This is a genomic window from Anaerolineae bacterium (genome assembly GCA_011176535.1).
Taxonomy (GTDB): Bacteria; Chloroflexota; Anaerolineae; order Anaerolineales; family DRMV01; genus DUEP01.
The window spans coordinates 1-19,113 of sequence record DUEP01000118.1; the positions used below are offsets into that span (position 1 = coordinate 1).

The following is a 19,113-nucleotide window of genomic DNA, read 5'->3' on the forward strand; positions in this document are numbered from 1 at the left end:
GCCCGGCGGCCGGCAGGCCCACGGTGAAGCGGGCCTCGACCCCGGCCTCGCTCACCCGCACGGCGGTGCGGGGCAGCACCTGCTGACCCGGCGCGCTCAAGCGGATCTCGCCGCTGTGGCCCGTACCCCGTCGGCGGGCGACCCGCTGCGCTGCCTGGGCGAAGACCTCGGCCAGGTAGTGCTCCAGCCCCACCCGCCGGCTGGCGTTGGCGTAGAGTTCGGACGGGAACCCGGCCACCCGCTGCGGCACGAACACACGCACCCGGCTGGGCGCGGCAAAGGGGTCGCCCTGCACATGGTCGATGGTTAAGGTGAAGTCGGGGAAGGCGTACTCCCCGCGCAGTTCCTTGTAGACCTTGTAGCCCCGTCCGTCGAGCCGTTGCAACAAAGCGAGCAAGCGTTGCATGGCCTCCGTCTCCGTGGTGGGATGGGGATATTGTAATATGCCCTGTGCCCGGTGTCAGGTGCAGGGTGCGAGGTACGGTGTGCGATGGCCCGACGCAATGACGCCACGACGACAACCTAACGCCCCCCGACCTACGACGCAACGACCGCGGCCCGACGACTCAAATCGCGGGCACACTAAGCCCAGTCAAAGCGCCGCCCTCTCGCCTCGCCCTCTGGGAGAGGAGAGGGGGCGAACGGAGCATCAGCGGAGCCCGGGGGTGAGGTGAGCGCATCCTTTGTGCCTCTACCCTCACGCCCTCACCTCAAACCCCTCTCCCGGCGGGAGAGGGGCTTTTGGTGGGCCACGGCTGCGAAGTCTACCTGCGCGGGCTCTGAGCCGCCATAGGGCGGCTTTGTAATCGTGGGTGCAGTTTCAACCGGACAACCAGGGCGCCCCTCCAAAAGCCCCCACAACTTTCCGACTCTACGACCTCACGACCCACGACTCCACGCCCTACGCCTCATTCCCACCTCGCCGCAGTTCCTCCAAGATTGCAGGATGGAGATCTTTTGCCAGATTTTGCGCGAGAGGCCCATGGTCAACTTCTCGATCTCGTTCATCGCGGCAGAGGTCACCGGGTCGGGGAATTCCTGCAGGTATAGGGCGGCGATTTTGCCGATCAGGGCCAACATCTCGCTGCAGTAATCCAGGTAACGGGAAAGTTCGAAAAGGGAAAACTCCTCGCGGGGGGGAAGAAGGGGTGCGCGGGCCCGTTTAAAGCGCGTCTCCAAGGAGCCGAAGAAAAACAACGCCGCGCCGATGAGCACCAGATCGTTGAGGCCCGCCTCCAGGGTTTGCAGAAAATCGGCCGGGCTGAGGGCGAAAAGGGCCCCAACGTCAAAGTGCACGCTGAGGAGCAACGCGCCCAACAGCCAGATCAGCGTCGCCATGACCAGCGCATTGGGCAAACAAATGGGCCAATGAGGGCGGGCCCCCACCCAGCGGGCGCGTTCTTCGGCCTCCTGGGCCACCCTCAGCAGGTCCAGGCACACCCGGTGCAGCCCCCGCTCCGGAAAGCGCTCCTCAATGCGTCGGCAAAGCACCGTGGTGCTCGCACAATTTTGTCCGCGTCCAGGTTGCGGCAGGGCGAAGGGGGAGGGGAGGCCGGGTGGTCACGGACGTCCCCCCTTGGGTTGGTGATGGTGATGATGGTGGTGCCCTGCTTCGGCCTCCGGGGCCTCACGCAACAACTGCACCGCATGGGGCAACACCGGCGCGATGACCGCCAGATTCTCCACCGCCGCCTTGGGGCTGCCCGGCAGGTTGACGATCAACGTGCGGCCCCGAATGCCCGCCACAGCCCGCGAGAGCATGGCGTGCGGCGTGACCTGCAGGCTGGCCGCGCGCATGGCCTCGGCCAGCCCCGGCGCCTGCTTCTCCACCACGGCCAGGGTGGCCTCCGGCGTCACATCCCGCGGGGCAAAACCCGTCCCGCCCGTGGTGAGGATGATGTCGTAGGCCCCGCCGTCGGCCCAGGCGGCCAGCGTGTCGCGCAGCAAACCCAACTCGTCGGGCAGCACGGCGGTCTGCGCCACCTCCCAGCCATGGGCGCGCACCGCCTCGGCCAGCGCCGGGCCGGAAAGGTCCTCCCGCTCGCCACGGTAGGCACGGTCTGAAACGGTCAGAATGGCTACGCGCATTGCTCCTCCACCAAAGTCTTCGCCATAGTCACCATGGGCATGATCTCCCACCCCCAAACGGCGGTAAAAGGCCATGGTCTCCTGGTTCTCCTCCGTCACCAGCAGATAGGCGCGCAGGCAGCCTTTGGCGACCAACCGACGCTCTAGTTCCGCCATCAGCGTCGAGCCGATGCCCCGACGGCGGAAGGCGGGGTCCACGGCCAGGTGGTAAATCAACCCGCGCCGACCGTCAAACCCACCCATCACCGCGCCGATGATGCGTCCCTCGGCCTCGGCCACTAAGAACAGGTCCGGGTCGCGCTGCAACTTCTTGGCGATCTCTTCGGGTTCGTCGGATTTGCGCAACTGGATGCCCGGCCCGGCCCGCGACCACAAGTCGTACACGGCCTGGTAATCCTCGGGAAAGCGAAAGGTGCGCAAGGTAAACTCGGCCAAGGCTTCCTTCATGGGTTGCACCTGCGGTAAGGGTCTCTCATCGCTACGGGCAACGGACGGCTGGCTACTGATCCTCCAACCCCACCACTGCCTTCCACGGCCCCACGATGCCGTCCTCGGTGACGCCGAAGAACACGCGCACCCCCTGGCCCTGGGGGGAGCGCCAGACCAGGTCATAACGCCAGCGTTTGCCCTGCTTGTACTTGCGCAACACCGCCCGGTCGCCCTGCCACTCCAGTTTGGCCTTGCCCCAATCCTTGGGCAACTGCCCGTAGCGCGAAATGGCGTAATGCCACAGCCGCCGCGCCGAAGCGCGGGTCACATTCTTGACCACATTGCCGTTGCGCAAATCGCGCAGGGTGTAATACTTCGCCCCTTCCCGCTCTTCCACGGCGACCACCTCGACCCCCGTGCGGGGGAGTTCGGCGTCCGACGTCGGCGCGGCAGGCTGCCCGGTGGTGCCGGGCAGGACCTCGGCGGGGGGTTCGGCGCCCGCTTTTTCGCGCATGCCCCGCAGCACCAACCCCACGATCTCGTCCCGCACGGCCAGCCCGGTTTCCCCTTCCGAGCGCACATAAATCTTGCTGTCGTCCACGGCATAAGGCGGATCGTCGCCGCGCGGCACGAGCACCCGGAGCACCTTCTTGCCCTGCGTCTCGTGCACATCCACCGTCACCTCCAGCGGTGGGGTGATGCGTTTGGCGATCTCGGCCTCCAGACGGGCCATGGCCTGCTCCGGGTTGTCGATGCCCACCGGCGGCTTCTTGGGGTCCGCGCTGAGACCGATGTACAGCGTACCGCCGTTGGTGTTGGCAAAGGCGCACACATCGGCGATGATGGCGTAGAGTTTCCCGCCGCGGACGGTCATCTGCTCGTGGAAGCCCTGGACGATGTTCGACCCTTCCTCCCGCGCCTGCTGGATGAAGTCCATCTGCTCCTTGGCGCGATATGGCCTGTGGCGGGCAAAGTCGTTGGAGAGGAACAAGCCCTTCAGGGCCTGGAAACTCACCTCGGGCAGCAGGACCTCGGTAGCCCGATCTCCCACCCCCAGGCTCTTGCCCTTTCCGGTGAGCCGGTGGGCGTCGGAGCCCTGAATGCAGTGCATCCGGCGCGGGTACTCCGGCTTGGTTCCGCTGAAGAAGGCCTGGGTGGTGTGCCGCCCTTTCTTCTCCAGGTCAGTGACCTCCAAAGCGTGCAGGTTGGGGTCCTGAGTGTAGGAAATCTTGGTCTGGCCGGGCACATTGCGGGCGGCCACACCGTTGCTCGAATTGGCATGGGCGGCGATGACCAGCCCGCCCGCCTCGTGGATCACCCGATACGCGGTGAGCACATCGCTGGTGGCCCCCACCTCGGCCGAGCCCTCGTCCAGTTTCTCGGCCGGAATGTGGAGGTCCAGCAACAGGTGCTCGATCTCGCGAACCGGCTTGTCGGGCGGGAAGATCCCCAGGATGTGAAACCCCAGGGTCGCCGTGAACTCAAATCCGGGGAGCACCAAAATTTTCTTCAGCAGGCGGCGATATTCCTCCAGACGGCGTTTCTCTTCAGGGAGCAGGCGGTTCAGGGATTCCAGCCACTCCAGTTGCTGGATTTCTTCCTGCATCCGGCGATAACCGGCCACGGTGTTGTGATCGGTGAAGGCGATGATGTGCAACCCTTTAGCCTCGGCCTGATGCAAAATATCCAGGAAGGAAACCTCCGGCTGTTGATAGTCTTGCGAAGCAGGGGTATGCAAATGCAAATCCATGGCATACCACTGCATGGATTTTTTCTTCCGTCGTGCCACGGTTCGCTCCTAAGTTACCGACGGAGGGGCTTGCACCAACGACCGGACTTTGGCAATGAGTTCATCCCCCATGAAAGGCTTGCTCAAAAAGGCGTCCGCCCCGCTTTGGGCGGCCTCCCGGGAATAATCCATGCCCGAGATCAACATAAAACGCACCCCCCGCAAGGCATCATCCTGGCGCACCGCGCGGACCACTTCCAATCCGGTGGCCTGATGCCCCCTCAAATGCACATCCATGATCACCACATCCGGCCGGGTGCGATGCAACGCCTCCAGGACGGCCTCAGGCTGGGTCGGCCCAAACACCACCTCAAAACCCTCCATTTGCAACAAAAAGGCCATCAAATCGCGCAGGGAGGCGTTGTCTTCGATCAACATCACCTTCGGCATGGCCATTTTCTCACCGGGTATCCCTTGATCCTTCAAGCGTCCCCTTCCTGGGGGACGGGAGCGCGCTCGCTTGCCCGTTCCTGATCGTTGGTCGGTTCCTCCGACGGAGATGAGGGTGCGGGTTCCAGCGCCGCCGCCAAGACCTCATCCACGGTCTCAACGAACACGAATTGCAGGCTCTCCCGCACCTCTTCGGGAAGGTCTTCCAGATCGGCTTCGTTGCGTTGAGGCAAAATCACCGTCTTCAGGCCGGCGCGATGAGCGGCTAGCACCTTCTCCTTGATGCCGCCCACGGGGAGCACCAGGCCGCGCAGGGTGATTTCGCCCGTCATGCCCACTTCCGGGCGCACCACACGCCCCGATACCAAGGAGACCAATGCGGTGACCATGGTTACCCCGGCGCTGGGCCCATCCTTGGGTTGGGCCCCGGCGGGCACATGCAGGTGGATATCGTGCTTCTCGAAAAAGTCGGGCGGCAGGTCCAGCGCCCTGGCCCGGGAGCGGACATAGGAAAGGGCGGCGCGGGCCGACTCTTCCATCACCTTGCCCAGGGAGCCGGTGAGGATGAACCCTTTACTCCCCGGCATGGCCGTGGCTTCGACAAACAGGATGTCCCCGCCCACAGGGGTCCAGGCCAACCCGATGGCCACTCCCGGGATGGACACCCGACGCGCCAGTTCTTCGGTGCCAAAGTAGCGAGGCCGCCCCAGAAACTCGCGCACCACCTCAGGGGTGACAACCACTTGCTCCGTCTGCCCCTCGGCGATGCGGCGCACCACCTTGCGGCACACAGCTCCAATTTGTCGCTCCAGATTGCGCACCCCGGCCTCGCGCGTGTAGGAACGAATGATGGTGCGCAGCCCCTCGTCGGTGAATTCGATCTCCTCGGGCCGTAGGGCGTTTTCCCGCAACTGACGGGGAATCAGGTAGCCCTTGGCAATCTCCATCTTCTCGGACTCGGTGTACCCCGAGAGATGGATGATTTCCATGCGGTCGCGGAGGGGGGCAGGGATGTTGTCCAGGTAATTGGCCGTGGTGATGAAAAAGACCTGGGAGAGGTCGAAGGCCACCTCCAGGTAATGGTCGCGGAACTCCCGGTTCTGCTCCGGGTCCAGCACTTCCAGCAGGGCCGAAGCTGGGTCGCCGTGGAAGTCGAAGACCAGTTTGTCCACCTCGTCGAGCATAAAGACCGGGTTGCGCGTACCCACCCGACGCAGCGCCTGGATGATCCGGCCCGGCATGGCGCCGATGTAGGTACGCCGGTGGCCGCGGATTTCGGCCTCGTCCCGCACGCCGCCCAGGGAAACGCGGATGAACTTACGCCCCAACGCACGGGCGATGGACCGCCCCAGGGAGGTCTTACCCACGCCTGGCGGGCCGACGAAACAGAGGATGGCACCTTCCCGCTCCAGGCGAATGTCGTCCTCGTAGGCTTGGGCCTCCAGTTCCTCCTGGCGTTCCAGGCGCAACTTGCGCACGGCCAGGAACTCAAGAATGCGCTCTTTCACATCCTCCAGGCCATAGTGGTCGTGGTCGAGCACCTCCCGGGCGTGGGCGATATCCAGGTTGTCCTCGGTGAGGCTCGACCAGGGCAGGGAGACCAGCCAATCCAGGTAGGTGCGAATGACCCCATACTCGGCCGCGGCGGCCGGCAGGCGGGAAAGCCGATCCAGTTCGCGCAAGGCCTGCTTCTTGGCCTCCTGGGGCATCCCGGCGGCCTCGATTTTCTCGCGGAATTCGCGCACCTCGACGGCCTGTTCGTCCTCCTCGCCTAACTCCCGTTTGATGGCCTTCAACTGCTCGCGCAGGAAGTACTCCCGCTGCATCTTCTCGATTTCGGAACGGGCCTCATTTTGAATCTTCTGGCCCAACTCCAGCACCTCCACCTCGCGGGCCAGAATGCCCACCAGGCGGCGCAGTTTGTCGACCACCGCGTCCAGTTCCAGGATGGCCTGGGCATCCTCCAGGCTCATGCGCTGGAAATTCGCCACGGTGTAGGCCGTCTGCAGCGGGTCCTCCAGCGCCAGGATGGAGGAGACCAGTTCCTGGGGAATGGAGGAGACCAGTTCGGAGATACGCCGGAAGAGTTCCCGCACATTCCGGGCCAGCGCCTCCACCTCCAGGCTCTCTTCCTTCGCCTCGGGCAACGGCTCGACCCGCGCCATCAGGTAAGGCTCTTCCTGCACAAACTCCACAATGCGGATGCGCTGGACCCCCTGCACCAACAGGCGGATGGTGCCGTCCGGCGCCCGGAAAAGGCGGTGGATGGTCGCCAGGGTGCCCACCCGATACAGGTCATCGGGGCCGGGGGTTTCCAGTTCGGGATCCTTGGCGGCCACCAACCCCAGGATGCGGTTCCCCGCCACCACATCGTCCACCAGGCGGATCGAGCGGGGCTGCCCGACGGTCAACGGGGTGCCGGTTTGCGGATAGACCACGGCGCCGCGCAAGGGCAGGATGGGCAAAATCTCAGGCACCTCCGGCTGTCCCTCCCGGGGTTCCTCGGCCTGGGCTTCGGTTTCCTCTTCTTCCCCCCTGCTCATCAAACGCGTGATGAACGAGCCCACGGCTTTCCAGTAATCCTGCTCATCTTCCGCGAACCAGTCCATGATTTCTTCCATGCTCACATTCCAGCGCGAAGCCGGCATCGTGGTTCATCCTTGTCAAAGAGGGATAGCGGCCCTAAGAGGGTCAGGCTTCCGCGTCGGTGTGGGTCACCCGCACCCGCACCGGACGCGCCTTGCGGATACGCACCAGCAGGAAGCCGTCGCGATACTCGGCCTCCGTGTCCTGACCCTGAGCCTGGAACGGCAGGTGCACCAGCACTTCAAACTCACCAAAAGGGATTTCCATCTGGTAGTAAGCCCGCGCCCCTTCAGGCTCGTAGCGGACGCCGCGAATGCGCAGCATCTGCTGCTGCAGGATCACCTCAAAATCGCCCGGACGCATACCGGCCACCTCAACTCGCACCACCAGGGCGTCCTCGGTTTCAAAGACATCGGTGGGAGGCCGCCAGGAATGGGGACGAAAATCCCAACGCATCTCGGCCCAAAGGGTATGCCATATCGGGCCGGCAGCGCCTTCTTCCTCCGGAGCGCTCAGCGCGCGACGAATCTCGGCATCCCAATCCCTCATGGTCACGGCCTTCCTCCGGCGGGACTCAGGCAGCCAGGGCTTTCTTGGCCTTCTCCAGCACCTCGTCGTAGTTGGGCTCATCGCCCAGGCGGGCCATGTAATCGGCGTACACCACCCGATTCTGGCGGTCCACCACGAACACGGCCCGGCGCAGCAGGCGCACCTCTTTCATCAGGCAGCCGTACTTGCGGCCAAACTCCATCTCCATGTGATCCGAGACCACCAGGAGCCGGTTGGGGTCCACCCCGTGGGCGCCGCACCAGCGGGCCTGGGCAAAGGGCAGGTCCGCGCTGATGGTAACGATGATGATGTCCTCGCTCAACTGCGTGGCCGCCTGGTTGAACTTGTCCGTTTCCAGGTCGCACACCGGCGTATCCAGCGAGGGGACGGCGGCGATGACCCGCACCTTGCCCTGGGTATAGGCCAGCACGGGGATGCGCTCCCACTGCTGGGTGGTGGCGACGAACTCAGGGGCTTCCTGCCCCACCTGAATGTCCGGCCCGACGACGGTGACATCCTTGCCGCCGAACTGGATCAAACCCTTACGTTCCATTTCGCTCATATGAACCTCCAACACAAAGGGGAAAAAGAGAGGGCCGACGACCACCCGTCGGCTCCAGGTGCCCCAGGAGGGATTCGAACCCCCGACATCGGGCTTAGAAGGCCCGCGTTCTATCCGCTGAACTACTGGGGCGCGAACGAACTTCATTCACTCCTGTACCGGGCGAATGCCGTAATACACCCTGGGGCCAGACAGTGTGCGCAAAATCAATTGCGGCTGGCGGTTCAACCGCTCCCCTAACTCTACAGGCGTCATCGGCGTGTTGCCCGAGGCGAGCAACACGCGGAAGATCGACTCCACTATGGGCACATTGGACTGCAAAAACCCCGGCTGCAACGCGCAGTGGGTCATCACCACATGCTGCAGGGCATCCACCGGATGGACCTCTGCCGTCTCCGGGTCCACCCAATCGATGACCTCGTCATGGGCCGTCCCGGCCAGCAACTGCTGATGCTCCTCGCACAACAGACGGCGCAAGAACAGTTTCCAATCGCGGTCGTTCTCCTGCCACCAGGCGAAATCCACATGAAACGGCGTGTCCAAAGTGGGCCGGATCAAACTCATCGGTCGCTTGGGTGTCACCGGTTACCTCCTCTTCGTACCGACCTTTCACGCCAGGTCCGATTCCCGCAGGCGGTAGTACAGGTCGCCCACATGGTCAAACCAGGGACGGGACGCCAACAAAGCCAGGATCGGCCCTGGCGGGCAGCGGCGCACCAGGTTCAACGCCGCGTACAATTCGGCGGCGTGCACATGCGGCTGAGAAGTGGCCTGCATTAGTTCGCGCATCATGCGCACCAACAACTTCTCCAACGGCACCCGCTCCCGCTGCGTCTGTTGCCAGGCCCGATCCATGGCCTCCACATCAGGCACATAGAACAGCATGCGCTCGTCGAACCCTGCGTTCACCCGCTGTTGCAACAGGCGCAGGCCGATGCGATCATCGCTGCCCACGAACACCGTGCGCACCCATTCCCGCACCGTGCGCTGGCTGGTAGGCTCCACGATCACCTTTCCGGGTTCCGGCCCCTGGCGCACGCGGATAACGCTCCCCGGCAGGAGGCCCTTGGCCTCGTACCACGGACGCAAACCGTACACATAGCGGGCTTCCCGCACCACCCAGCCGACGAATTCCTCACCCGTTTCCCCGTCAACCAAGATGAAGCGGATGCGCGGCGCTTCGTACGCCGTGGGGAAGAGGTGACGCACTTTGGCTGCCAGGGGCAATGTGCCCGCACGCCAGTGCGGATAGATGAGGGTAATCTCGACCGCGTCCTGCTCCGGTGCATCTTCTCCCACCGGGGAGAGTTCGTCGGCCAGGTCCACTTCCAGGGCCAACATATCCCTGGTCAGGGCCGCGCGGTCGTAATCCAGCGGTTCGTACTGCAAAAACGGCGGCGTCTCCAGCACCCACTCCGGCTCCAGCCGCTTGAGGAACCACAAGACCTGCCCCGCCGGCCCTACCTCGTCAAAGCGCTCGTCCTCCTGCAAAGCCAGGTCGAAGGAGAACTCGGCCAGGTGAGGGTTGTCCGTGGTGGGGAACTCGATTTGCTCCATGATCGCGCGGGTGGGCAGCGGCCCGCCACCGGCCACATCCAGCACGGCCTCGGCCAGGTTGAGATGGCCGATGTTCACCTCCATCACCAGGGCGCGTGGGAACCAGCGGCCGGCGATGCGCACAAAGTCTTCGTGCTGCCCCAGGGCCTCTTCCAGGCGCGCCACCAACGACTTTCTATATTGCTCGAGCACCTGCTGCGGCCCGCTCAATGGGCCCTGGTCGTCCATCTTGGGCGGCTCGTTGAGGGGGTGCTCGGCCAGCCCCGCGGCGAACTCTCGCTCGCGGCCATCGGCGAACCGCACCCGGATGACCTCGAAGTCGCCCAGTTCCGGGTTGCGGCCTGGCCGCACGGCGACTACCTCACCGGCAGCCCAGTCCAGGGCGGGGAAGATCAACTGCGCGCCCACCTCGTAATGTTCCTTGGGCAGATAAATGAGCCGGTCCCCTGCCCGACGCTGTTCCAACGCTTCCCGCTCCCGGCGCAGGCGCTCGGCGACCAGGGCCTCCACCAGCACCTCGGGGGATAGCGGGCGTTCCTCCTCCAACAAATGCTGGTAGAGGAATTCGACATCCTCGTCCGTCACCTCAAAGGTTTCCCAGTAATCTTCTCGCAAACGCCAAGTCGTGGCCACGGTACGCTCTCCCATTCTTGTGCTTCCTCTATTATACTCAACCTTGACCTGTTTGGAGGGTCTTCCAGGCAACCCAGCCCGTAATTCAGGAGGCGCAAAGATGAGCAACGAACAGTGGGTACTTCTGACACCACCGCTGGAACCGGCGGAAGCCGAAATCCTTCAGGGGCTGCTGGAGGCGCAAGGGTTCACGGTCTATCTGGCGCGGGAAGGCGCCGGGCGTGCCCTGGGCCTGACCGTGGGGCCTTTGGGCCAGGCGCAACTCTACGTCCCGGCCTCCCAAAAAGAGGCGGCGGAACAAGTCTATCACGATTTCCTCCGGGGGACCTTCGCTGCCCAGAGGGACGAGGAAGCCTCCCCAGGGGAGTGATGCCCCCAAGAGGCGGGACGCCACTCAGGGGCCGGCGCCCCCCGACAAAGGGGTCAGTATCTCCGCGAGGGCGCCGTCCATCTCAAGGGAAGGTCCGCTCCAGCCATTCCTCGGGGTCCACCGGGACGCCGCCCACCCGTACCTCCCAGTGCAGATGGGCGCCCGTCACCCGCCCCGTGGCGCCCACATAACCGATGAGGTCGCCCGCGTGCACCCGATGCCCCACCTGCACCTCGATGCGCTGCTGATGAGCGTACAGCGTGTACACCCCCCAGCCGTGGTCGATGATGATGGCATTACCGTGCACCTCCAAAGGCCCGGCAAAGACCACCACGCCGTCGGCCGGGGCCGTGATGGGCGTGCCCGTGCCGCCGCAAAAATCCAGCCCGCTGTGGTAGCCGAAGTAAGCCCCATCGTTGTAATCGCGGCGCGTGCCGAACCAGGAAGTGAAACAGTTGGGGTACGGTGAAGGGGCCTGGAAGGGGCCCTTCCAGTAACGGATGGGCGTGGCTTTCGTCGTCAGAGCGCGGATTTGCTCTTCTTCCCGCTTGTTCAACGCCGGGTCGACCAGGGAGGCGGGGACAATGAGTTTCTCCCAGCCATAATCCCCGGCGCGCACCTGCAGCCGCTGCTCAAAACGAAAGGTTTCTCCATTCGGCGAGGTCAGGGTAAACACCAGGGGATACAGCCCCACCTCCTGCAGGGCATGGACGCCCTGCAGCGCCACCCAGGTCTCTCCCTTCTCGTCCAGGGGGAAGAAATGCAACGGATGGCCTTCCCACTCGCCGCCCAAGGTTAAGGCTGCGCCGGGCCGCAGGCGCACCCGCAGGACTGCCGTGCGCCCCTGCACCCAGGCCGTAGGGTCCAGGGTCACCGAGAGCACGCCTGGCGGCAGAGCGCCGGGGGCGTGGGTGTCGGCCTCCTGCCCCTCGGCGGGATAGGCCAGCACGGCGCGGGGTGGGGCCGCCCAGGTGCCCGGCAGGTCGTTCGCCAGCACCAGCACCCAGGGGTTGACCCCCGCGCGAGTGGCCGTCAATTGCAAAGGCTCCTCCTGGCGCACCTGCACCCGGGCCAAAGGCGGCGAATCCACCGTCGCCGGGACGACAAAGGATTGCCCCGCCACCACGCTCTCGGGATTCACCAGATGATTGAGGCGCTCTAAAGTGCGCAACGGCACCCGGTAGCGCCGGCTCAGGCTGGTCAGCGTCTCGCCGTAGCCCACGGTGACCGCGGTCAACTCCCCGTTGATCCCTTCGAAACCGGGCAGAACCAACTTCTGCCCCGGTCGCAGGTTGTTGGGGTCGGCCAGGCCGTTGGCCTGCACCAGCGCGTCCAAACTCACGCCAAACCGATAGGCAATGCTGCTCAGCGTATCGCCGGGCTGAACCTCGTAAACGGCACCGGAAGAGGGCGTGGGCGAAGGGGTGGGCATGCCTTCGGCAGCCCGCACCGCCGAAACCGGGAGCCCCATCACCAGCACGACCCACAGCGCACCCAGTAGGTTCAGCCAGGCCTCAGGACTTCGTTGCCTCATCCCAGGTCACCTCATCACCGGGGGTAAAGGCCTCCAACCAGGAGACCGGAAGTTCAAGCACATAACGCGCCGGGCGTCGCGGCACGCAGACCGAACGCCAGCGCCGGGCCAGACGCACATCCACCACCCGCCGCGTCTCATCCAGCCACACCACGGCCAAATCGAAGCGCATACCGAACATGTGAATCGCCGACCCCCACCGCGACGCCTGGGGGAAAATGAACAGCAACCCACGATCCTCGGGCAAGGGCGCCCGCCCCATCAAGCCCAGCAGGCGACAAACAAACGAAACGCACGGGCGCACCCAAAGCGCCCGTGAAAGGGGGTATGTTCGGTTGTGCAGCAACCACCAGGTTCCCGCCACGCTCACGATTCCTCTGCGTTCAGGCTTTCTCCGTGCTCCCCAAGGCGCTGTCATCGCTCTCGGTCGCCGCACCGCGTTTGTTCAACACCCGCTGAACAGCGTCCAGCAGTTCCCGCGGGGTGAAGGGTTTGGTGATGTAATCGTCCACCTTGACGATGTGCAATCCCAGGACGCGATCCACATTCTGGGATTTGGCCGTCACCACGATCACCGGGATGGAAGCGGTGGCCTCATTGGCCCGCAACCGGCGCACCACCTCCCAGCCATCCATCCCCGGCATCATCAAATCCAGGAGAATGAGATCCACCGATTCGCCTTTCAGCGTTTCCAAGGCTTCCTGACCGCTGTACACACCCACAATCTCGTATCCCCTGCGCCCCAAAATCAGGCGCAGCAACTCCACCATTTCCGGCTCATCGTCCACACAAAGAATCCGCTCAGCGACCATCGACCCCTCCTTCCGGGTTCCCCCTGGGTGAAACCCTCACGAATGAGTCAGGCTATGTTAGTTTACCACAATCCTGGTTGGATTGAAGCCATTTTTATCTTGATTCTCCGCCGCCGAAAGCCAGACGGCCCGACGCTGTATTTATGCTATAGTAGTACAAAGCCCTCGCGCCTCAGAGGCTCCCTAGGCGCGGCGGCGCCATTCCCACCAGGAGCGCCACGATGAGCGCGACCACCTGGGACTTTGTGGTCATCGGCAGCGGGTTCGGCGGCAGCGTGAGCGCCCTGCGGCTGAGCGAAAAAGGCTATCGCGTGCTCGTTCTGGAGCGGGGCAAACGCTTCCGCGATGAGGACTTCGCCCGCAGCAACTGGCAATTCTGGAAATACCTCTGGGCCCCGAAACTGCGCAGTTTCGGCATCCTGCAAATCAGCCTGCTCAACGGGGTGATGATTCTGCACGGCAGCGGGGTCGGCGGCGGCAGCCTGGGCTACGCCAATGTGCTCGAGGTGCCGCCCAGCGAGGCCTTTCGCCATCCGGCCTGGCGTTTTGTGGGCGACGACCCCGAGGCGGTGCTGGGCCCCTTCTACGCCACGGCGCAGCGCATGTTGGGCGTCGCGCCCAACCCCCGCCTGGGCCCTGCCGACCAAACCCTCCGCCAGGTGGCCGCCGAACTGGGCCAAGAGGCCACCTTTCGCCCCACCCACGTGGGTGTGTTCTTCGGCCCACCGGGCGAAGAGGCGCCCGACCCGTACTTCGACGGCGAAGGCCCGCCACGCAAGGGATGCACCTTCTGCGGCGCCTGCATGGTCGGCTGCCGCGAAAACGCCAAGAACACCCTGGTCAAAAACTACCTTTACCTGGCCGAGAAGCGGGGCGCCGTGGTGCAACCCCAAAGCGAGGTCGTTGCCCTGCGCCCCTTGCCGCCGGGACAACCCGATGGCGCGCGCTACGAAGTGCACTACCGCCGGAGCACGGCCTGGCTGGCCCCCACGCTGCGCGTCGTCCGCGCGCGGCAGGTGGTGCTGTCCGCCGGGGTGTTGGGCACCTTGCGCCTGCTCTTCCGCTGCCGCGACGAGTTGGGCACCCTGCCGCGCCTCTCCCCCCGCCTGGGCGAGCAGGTGCGCACGAACTCCGAGGAACTGCTGGGGGTCACCCACCGCACGGCCCAGGTGGACTACTCCAAAGGCATCGCCATCACCAGCATCTTCCGCGCCGACGCCACCACGCGGGTCGAACCGGTGCGCTTCCCGGCCGGCTCCTCGCTGTTGCGCTTTCTTTCGGCCCCCACCCTGCCCAACCCGGCGCGTCCCTTAGGGGTCCGTTGGCTACAAACCCTGTCCACCCTGATCACCCATCCCCTCGATGTGGCCCGGTTGTACCTGCTACCCGGCTGGGCACAACGCACGGTCATCCTGCTGGTCATGCAGACCGAGGACAATCGCCTGCGGATGCGTTACACGCGCCACCCGCGCTACCTCTTCCGCCGGGGCCTGGTGGTGGAGCCCGAGCCGGGCGTCACCGTGCCCATCGCCGTCCCCGCGGGACACGAGGTGGCCCGCCGCTTCGCCCGCCTGAGCGGTGGACAGCTCGCCGGAGCCGTGGCCGGGAGCCTGCTCAACATGCCCATCACCGCCCATATCCTGGGCGGCTGCCCCATCGGCCCGGACGCCGACCAGGGCGTGGTCGGCCCCGACGGCCAGGTGCATGGCTACCCCGGGCTTTATGTGGCCGATGGCTCGGTGGTGCCGGCCAATTTGGGGGTCAACCCCAGCCTGACCATCACCGCCCTGGCGGAATACCTCATGAGCCGCATTCCACCCAAGAAGGGATGAGGCGCCCTCCTCTGCAGGTCGCCTCCTGGGACCCCGTTTCCTGTTATTGATGCTCGCCGCCCTGGGGGCAGAGGCCTTAGTCTGCCAGTTCAGCGCCAGCACCGCCAACATCAAAGAGAACGCCCTCACCCCCAGCAGCGGGGCGCTCACCTTCCAACTGAGCAACAGCAATCCCTGACCCGCGGGCCGTTACAAAATGGACATTTACCTCAAGGAGGAGTTGGATCGCACCCTGGAGTTCCAGGTTCAGGCGCCGTGAGGCTCCCCTGAGGCCGGCGCCGACTCGACGCAAGAGGCGTACACCCCCCGATATTCCGGCGGCAACAGGCGCGCCAGGGCGCACATGATGCGCTCGGTGCCCCAGGTCAACGCCTGCCGCCAGGAGAGATGCGCCGGGGGCTGCAGGCGAAACGGCGCGCCCACGGTCAAAGTGACCCGGGGGCGGCGCAGGCGCTTCAACGCGCCGTAGACCTGGGCGTTGCGAGTGCCGGTCAGGGCGATGGGCACCACCGGCACATCGGCTTTGAGCGCCAGGTAAGCCACGCCCTCGGTGCCCGGCTCCAGCGCGCCGGTCACGCTCTGGCGGCCTTCCGGCGCGATGGCCAGCAAGCGCCCCTCAGCCAGGGCCTGCAACCCAGCCCGCAAGGCGCGGCGGTCGGGCCGCCCGCGATGCACCCAGATCACGCCGTACGCCTCCATCAATTGCCCCCAGGGGAAAAGGTCCACCAACTCCGCCTTGGCAAAGACCTCCGGCAGCACCGGGAAGAAAGCCAGCCCGACCACGGCGTCGGCATCGCCCAGATGGTTGGCGACCAGCAGGGCTGGCCCCTGCCGGGGATAGTGCTCCAATCCGTGCACCGTGACCTCAAACGCCAGCCCTACCACCAGGCGGGCCGCCCAGCGCAAGATCCGGCGCACGGCCCGCCGACGGCCATGCCGTTCGGGCAGCCGCGTCAGATGAGGACGCCAGACCTCACTCACCGGCTTCGGCGGCAGGTTCACCATACACTCCGCGATAGGCCGGGGGAAGCAGAGCCGCGATCCGGTACATGATGGCATCCGCGTTGGCCCGGCGGGCCTCCTTGCGCGAAACGCCGGGACGCGCCAGGGGGGGCAGGGTGAACGGCTCACCGATGCGCACCTCAATCCGCGGCCGCCGGAAGCGCAAGGCCGCCTTGAGGGCCTCATCGGTGCTGCCCATCACCCCCACGGGCACCACGGGCACCTGAGCGCGGTCCACCACATAGGCCACGCCGGTCCAGGCCCGCCTCAGGCCCGGCCGATGGGAACGCCCGCCCTCGGGGGCCAACAACAGGGGCAGGCCGCTGCGCAACACGGCCACCATGGTATCCAGCAAGCGCCGGTCGGGCACGCCCCGCCGCACGGGGATCGCCGCGTACCAGCGAACCAGCGTGCGCTGAAAGGAACGCTGGAACACCTCCACCGCCGCCACCGCCTCGGCCTGCCGCGGCCAGAAGGCCAGGAGCAACGGCGGCTCCAGAATAGAGACATGGTTGTACACCACCAGATGGCCCCCTTCCCGCGGCAGATGCTCCCAGCCCTCAAAACGGAGGCGGAACAGCAGCCGGAACACCCCGCGGAACACCCAGCGCAACACCCCCCGCACCCATCGCCGCCGCCAGGACACCCTGTACGCCATGCCTCTCATCTTGGGTCACGGATCCTGCCGTTGCTGCACCAGGGCCAGCACGCGGGCCAACACCTCGTCGGCGTCCAGATCGTCCGAGCGAATGATCACCGCGTCCTCGGCCGGGCGCAAGGGGGCCACATCGCGCGAAGAATCCAACGCGTCGCGCTTCCGCATGCTTTCCAGCACCTCGGCGAAGTCCACCTCTTCGCCTCGCCGTCGCCGCTCCTGATAGCGCCGTCGGGCCCGCTCCTCCACCGAAGCGTCCAGATAAATCTTCAAATCCGCTTCGGGCAACACCACCGTGCCAATATCGCGTCCCACCATGACCACCCGGCCCCGCTGCCCAATGCGTCGCTGCTGGGCCGTCAGGGCCCGACGCACCCCGGGGTGCGCCGCCACCACCGACACCCAGCGGTCCACCTGGGGCCGTCGGATGGCCCAAGTGACATCCTGACCATCGACCAGCACATCGTAAGCCCGCCCGTCTGCCTGGGAAGGGGGGCGCACATCGATGCGCACCTCCTCGGCCAGCACCGTCATCGCCGCTTCGTCCTCCAACGACAACCCCCGTTGCAACGCCGCCCAGGTCACCGCGCGATACATCACCCCCGTGTCGAAATACAGATACCCTAACGCCTCGGCCAAACGCTGCGCCAGGGTGGACTTTCCCGAGGCCGCAGGGCCATCAATAGCAATGATTTTCGGCACACCCATTCCACTGCTCCCAAAACGAAATTACGGCGATCCACCCTCCCAGGCGCCTCCAGGGAAGCGATCCACCCGCACCCAGAAAAGGACCCGCTCCCCTTCCCGGGGCGCCTGCCCCCAGAAAAACCACCGTGCCCAGGCGTCCCAACCCTGCAACCGGACCCACAACGGAGCCCGCGCATAAAGGAAATCCTGCCCCCGGTAGGCGGCCCCGTTCTCCATGGAGGCAAAGTCCGCCGGGGTCAGCAGGGATTCCGGCAAATCCTCCGGGCCCAGCGAAGATACCACCCGCACCGAATGCACCCCACGCAAGGCCCAGCGCAGGGCAGGCGGCGGTTGCAGCGCCACCACTTCCAGGGTATCAGGCCGACCATGGGACCATTCGGCCACCCTGGCCACCGTTTGCTGCAACAGGCGCACCTGCAGATCTGCCGGGCGCGCCCTCCCTCGCAAGACATCCAGGGGAGAACGCACGCTCTGGGCCACGCCGCGCCAGGTCAGCAGGGCCAGCGCCACACCCAATCCCAGCAGCAGCCCCTGCAGGCTCGACCGCCACGAAGCGGTGTAGGCCATCCAGAAGGCAAGCGTCGCCATGAGCATCAGCGCCATCAGCACCAACAGCGCCAACAACCCTACCTGCCCCCGCTGCCAGGCCAGGCCGCTGCTCAACCAGAGATACCCGCTCAAGGCCAGCACCACGGCGGCCTGAGCCGTCACCTGCCAGGAAAAGCGTCTCGGCCACCAGCGCCGGGCCGTGTCCACCGCCAACGCCCACCCAGGCACACTGGCCCATACCGCGTCCAGAGGCTGACGGGCCGGATAGAGCGTCGCCACGGCCAGGGCCGCGGCCGCCCACAACGCTGCCCCCACGCGCCAGTCGTCCGCCTTCGGGCGCGGGTGCGCCACGCCCAGGACGGCGAAACCCCACGCCCAGGGGGCGGCCAGGAACAGAGCAAGCCCCGGCGCCCACCACGGCACCCCGCTCCCGGCCACCCAACCGTGGGCAAAAGCCACCACGCCCTGGGTCATCCCGCCCAGCCCGGCCGGGACCGTGCCCAATAAAGTGGCGGCCAGCACCCAGGCCAACGCCCCCCAAAGCCACGGCGTGGCATGCGAGGGGGGCTCGTCCGCCTGCGGTGCCTGGAGAGGCAGCGGCCCACGCCTCCGCCAGCGCCACCACACCCCTCCGGCGAGAAGCAACCCCAACAGGCCCAACTCGGTTGCCGGCCCGGCCAGCAAGGCCAGCCCGGCCCAGAGCACCGCGCCCGGCCATCGACGCCACCCGGCCCAGGTGACCGCGTACAGCGTGAAGGTCACGGCCAGGGCGGGGCCATCCGCCACCCGACTGACGCCCACCAGGGTGGGGGCCACCGCCAGCCCAAAGGCCAGTGCCAGGGCCACCTCACGTCCCACCCAGCGCCGCCACCACCAGGGCAGCAGCACCAGGGCGCTCCCCACCACAGCAGGCACCAGACGCGCGGTGAAATCCGTGGCGCCCAGGAGAAAGAACACCGCTGCCGTCCACAGGGCGTACAGGGGCGCCGTTCCCAAGGCGCCTCCCTGCCCTTGGCTGAGCGCCAGCGCCTTGAGGGCCAGCGCCGCCTCGGCGTCCCCCAGGGGAAA

General features: G+C 65.8%; 19 protein-coding genes and 1 tRNA gene. 2 read left to right on the plus strand and 18 right to left on the minus strand.

Translation table 11 applies throughout. The features are described 5' to 3' along the window. The 11 genes from G4O04_10235 to G4O04_10285 all read right to left on the minus strand — a co-directional run. Positions 1-406, minus strand: a 406-nt coding sequence (locus tag G4O04_10235) for an ATPase (protein HEY58888.1), incomplete at its 3' end; no start/stop codon positions are given. A 473-nt stretch (positions 407-879) separates the two neighbouring features. Next, entirely contained in the window at positions 880-1,491 is a 612-nt protein-coding gene (locus G4O04_10240) for a hypothetical protein (GenBank protein HEY58889.1), read from the minus strand. Positions 1,492-1,560: 69 nt separating this feature from the next. Next, a complete protein-coding gene (locus G4O04_10245) occupies positions 1,561-2,535 on the minus strand; it encodes a GNAT family N-acetyltransferase (protein ID HEY58890.1) in 975 nt (324 codons plus the stop codon). Between the two features lie 52 nt (positions 2,536-2,587). Further along, on the minus strand, positions 2,588-4,282 hold the full coding sequence (locus tag G4O04_10250; protein HEY58891.1) for a PHP domain-containing protein: 1,695 nt from the start codon (positions 4,280-4,282) through the stop codon (positions 2,588-2,590). A gap of 33 nt (positions 4,283-4,315) precedes the next feature. Beyond that, on the minus strand, positions 4,316-4,696 hold the full coding sequence (locus G4O04_10255) for a response regulator (protein ID HEY58892.1): 381 nt from the start codon (positions 4,694-4,696) through the stop codon (positions 4,316-4,318). Positions 4,697-4,728: 32 nt separating this feature from the next. Next, a complete protein-coding gene (gene lon, locus G4O04_10260; protein HEY58893.1) occupies positions 4,729-7,239 on the minus strand; it encodes an endopeptidase La in 2,511 nt (836 codons plus the stop codon). Between the two features lie 148 nt (positions 7,240-7,387). Beyond that, positions 7,388-7,837, minus strand: a complete 450-nt coding sequence (locus G4O04_10265) for an Hsp20/alpha crystallin family protein (protein HEY58894.1) — start codon at positions 7,835-7,837, stop codon at positions 7,388-7,390. 19 nt (positions 7,838-7,856) lie between these two features. Then, positions 7,857-8,393: a thiol peroxidase gene (tpx, locus tag G4O04_10270; protein ID HEY58895.1), complete on the minus strand. Its 537-nt coding sequence runs from the start codon at positions 8,391-8,393 to the stop codon at positions 7,857-7,859. Positions 8,394-8,452: 59 nt separating this feature from the next. Then, a tRNA-Arg gene (locus tag G4O04_10275) sits at positions 8,453-8,525 on the minus strand. Positions 8,526-8,540: 15 nt separating this feature from the next. Next, positions 8,541-8,975, minus strand: coding sequence for a hypothetical protein (locus G4O04_10280; GenBank protein HEY58896.1), 435 nt, complete (start codon positions 8,973-8,975; stop codon positions 8,541-8,543). Positions 8,976-9,002: 27 nt separating this feature from the next. Continuing rightward, positions 9,003-10,583 carry a hypothetical protein gene (locus G4O04_10285; GenBank protein HEY58897.1) on the minus strand — a complete coding sequence of 527 codons (1,581 nt, stop codon included), beginning with the start codon at positions 10,581-10,583 and terminating at the stop codon, positions 9,003-9,005. A 100-nt stretch (positions 10,584-10,683) separates the two neighbouring features. Here G4O04_10285 and G4O04_10290 point away from each other — a divergent pair, with 100 nt between their 5' ends. Then, positions 10,684-10,953 carry a DUF2007 domain-containing protein gene (locus G4O04_10290; protein ID HEY58898.1) on the plus strand — a complete coding sequence of 90 codons (270 nt, stop codon included), beginning with the start codon at positions 10,684-10,686 and terminating at the stop codon, positions 10,951-10,953. 82 nt (positions 10,954-11,035) lie between these two features. Here the strand turns inward: G4O04_10290 and G4O04_10295 are convergent, their stop codons facing one another. Genes G4O04_10295 through G4O04_10305 form a run of 3 tightly spaced genes read right to left on the minus strand, consistent with a single transcriptional unit; the run spans position 11,036 to position 13,299 of the window. Further along, complete coding sequence (locus G4O04_10295) at positions 11,036-12,487, minus strand: peptidoglycan DD-metalloendopeptidase family protein (protein HEY58899.1); 1,452 nt, start codon at positions 12,485-12,487, stop codon at positions 11,036-11,038. Next, the gene (locus tag G4O04_10300; GenBank protein ID HEY58900.1) at positions 12,468-12,857 is read right to left on the minus strand and encodes a DUF192 domain-containing protein; all 390 of its coding nucleotides are present in this window, start codon (positions 12,855-12,857) and stop codon (positions 12,468-12,470) included. Before G4O04_10300 ends, G4O04_10295 begins: the two co-directional genes overlap by 20 nt. A 13-nt stretch (positions 12,858-12,870) precedes the next feature. Next, positions 12,871-13,299, minus strand: coding sequence for a response regulator (locus G4O04_10305; protein ID HEY58901.1), 429 nt, complete (start codon positions 13,297-13,299; stop codon positions 12,871-12,873). Positions 13,300-13,520: 221 nt separating this feature from the next. On the opposite strand from G4O04_10305, the gene G4O04_10310 reads away from it, so the two are divergent. Further along, the gene (locus G4O04_10310) at positions 13,521-15,131 is read left to right on the plus strand and encodes a GMC family oxidoreductase (protein HEY58902.1); all 1,611 of its coding nucleotides are present in this window, start codon (positions 13,521-13,523) and stop codon (positions 15,129-15,131) included. 246 nt (positions 15,132-15,377) lie between these two features. On the opposite strand, the gene G4O04_10315 is transcribed toward G4O04_10310, so the two are convergent. The 4 genes from G4O04_10315 to G4O04_10330 form a co-directional block, all read right to left on the minus strand. After that, positions 15,378-16,136 carry a 1-acyl-sn-glycerol-3-phosphate acyltransferase gene (locus G4O04_10315; GenBank protein ID HEY58903.1) on the minus strand — a complete coding sequence of 253 codons (759 nt, stop codon included), beginning with the start codon at positions 16,134-16,136 and terminating at the stop codon, positions 15,378-15,380. Beyond that, positions 16,105-16,791 (minus strand): 1-acyl-sn-glycerol-3-phosphate acyltransferase, encoded by a 687-nt coding sequence (locus G4O04_10320; protein HEY58904.1) that lies wholly within the window; start codon positions 16,789-16,791, stop codon positions 16,105-16,107. The genes G4O04_10315 and G4O04_10320 overlap by 32 nt, the downstream gene beginning before the upstream one ends. A 15-nt stretch (positions 16,792-16,806) precedes the next feature. After that, the gene (locus G4O04_10325) at positions 16,807-17,496 is read right to left on the minus strand and encodes a (d)CMP kinase (protein HEY58905.1); all 690 of its coding nucleotides are present in this window, start codon (positions 17,494-17,496) and stop codon (positions 16,807-16,809) included. Between the two features lie 21 nt (positions 17,497-17,517). Further along, positions 17,518-19,113, minus strand: a 1,596-nt coding sequence (locus tag G4O04_10330) for a hypothetical protein (protein ID HEY58906.1), incomplete at its 5' end; no start/stop codon positions are given.

Bases quoted from the DNA above. Each gene is read 5' to 3' on its own strand.
- G4O04_10245 (HEY58890.1), bottom strand. From the start codon at position 2,535: ATGAAGGAAGCCTTGGCCGAGTTTACCTTGCGCACCTTTCGCTTTCCC.
- G4O04_10250 (HEY58891.1), bottom strand. From the start codon at position 4,282: ATGCAGTGGTATGCCATGGATTTGCATTTGCATACCCCTGCTTCGCAA.
- G4O04_10255 (HEY58892.1), bottom strand. From the start codon at position 4,696: ATGCCGAAGGTGATGTTGATCGAAGACAACGCCTCCCTGCGCGATTTG.
- lon (HEY58893.1), bottom strand. From the start codon at position 7,239: ATGAGCAGGGGGGAAGAAGAGGAAACCGAAGCCCAGGCCGAGGAACCC.
- tpx (HEY58895.1), bottom strand. From the start codon at position 8,393: ATGAGCGAAATGGAACGTAAGGGTTTGATCCAGTTCGGCGGCAAGGAT.
- G4O04_10290 (HEY58898.1), top strand. From the start codon at position 10,684: ATGAGCAACGAACAGTGGGTACTTCTGACACCACCGCTGGAACCGGCG.
- G4O04_10295 (HEY58899.1), bottom strand. From the start codon at position 12,487: ATGAGGCAACGAAGTCCTGAGGCCTGGCTGAACCTACTGGGTGCGCTG.
- G4O04_10305 (HEY58901.1), bottom strand. From the start codon at position 13,299: ATGGTCGCTGAGCGGATTCTTTGTGTGGACGATGAGCCGGAAATGGTG.
- G4O04_10310 (HEY58902.1), top strand. From the start codon at position 13,521: ATGAGCGCGACCACCTGGGACTTTGTGGTCATCGGCAGCGGGTTCGGC.
- G4O04_10315 (HEY58903.1), bottom strand. From the start codon at position 16,136: ATGGTGAACCTGCCGCCGAAGCCGGTGAGTGAGGTCTGGCGTCCTCAT.
- G4O04_10320 (HEY58904.1), bottom strand. From the start codon at position 16,791: ATGGCGTACAGGGTGTCCTGGCGGCGGCGATGGGTGCGGGGGGTGTTG.
- G4O04_10325 (HEY58905.1), bottom strand. From the start codon at position 17,496: ATGGGTGTGCCGAAAATCATTGCTATTGATGGCCCTGCGGCCTCGGGA.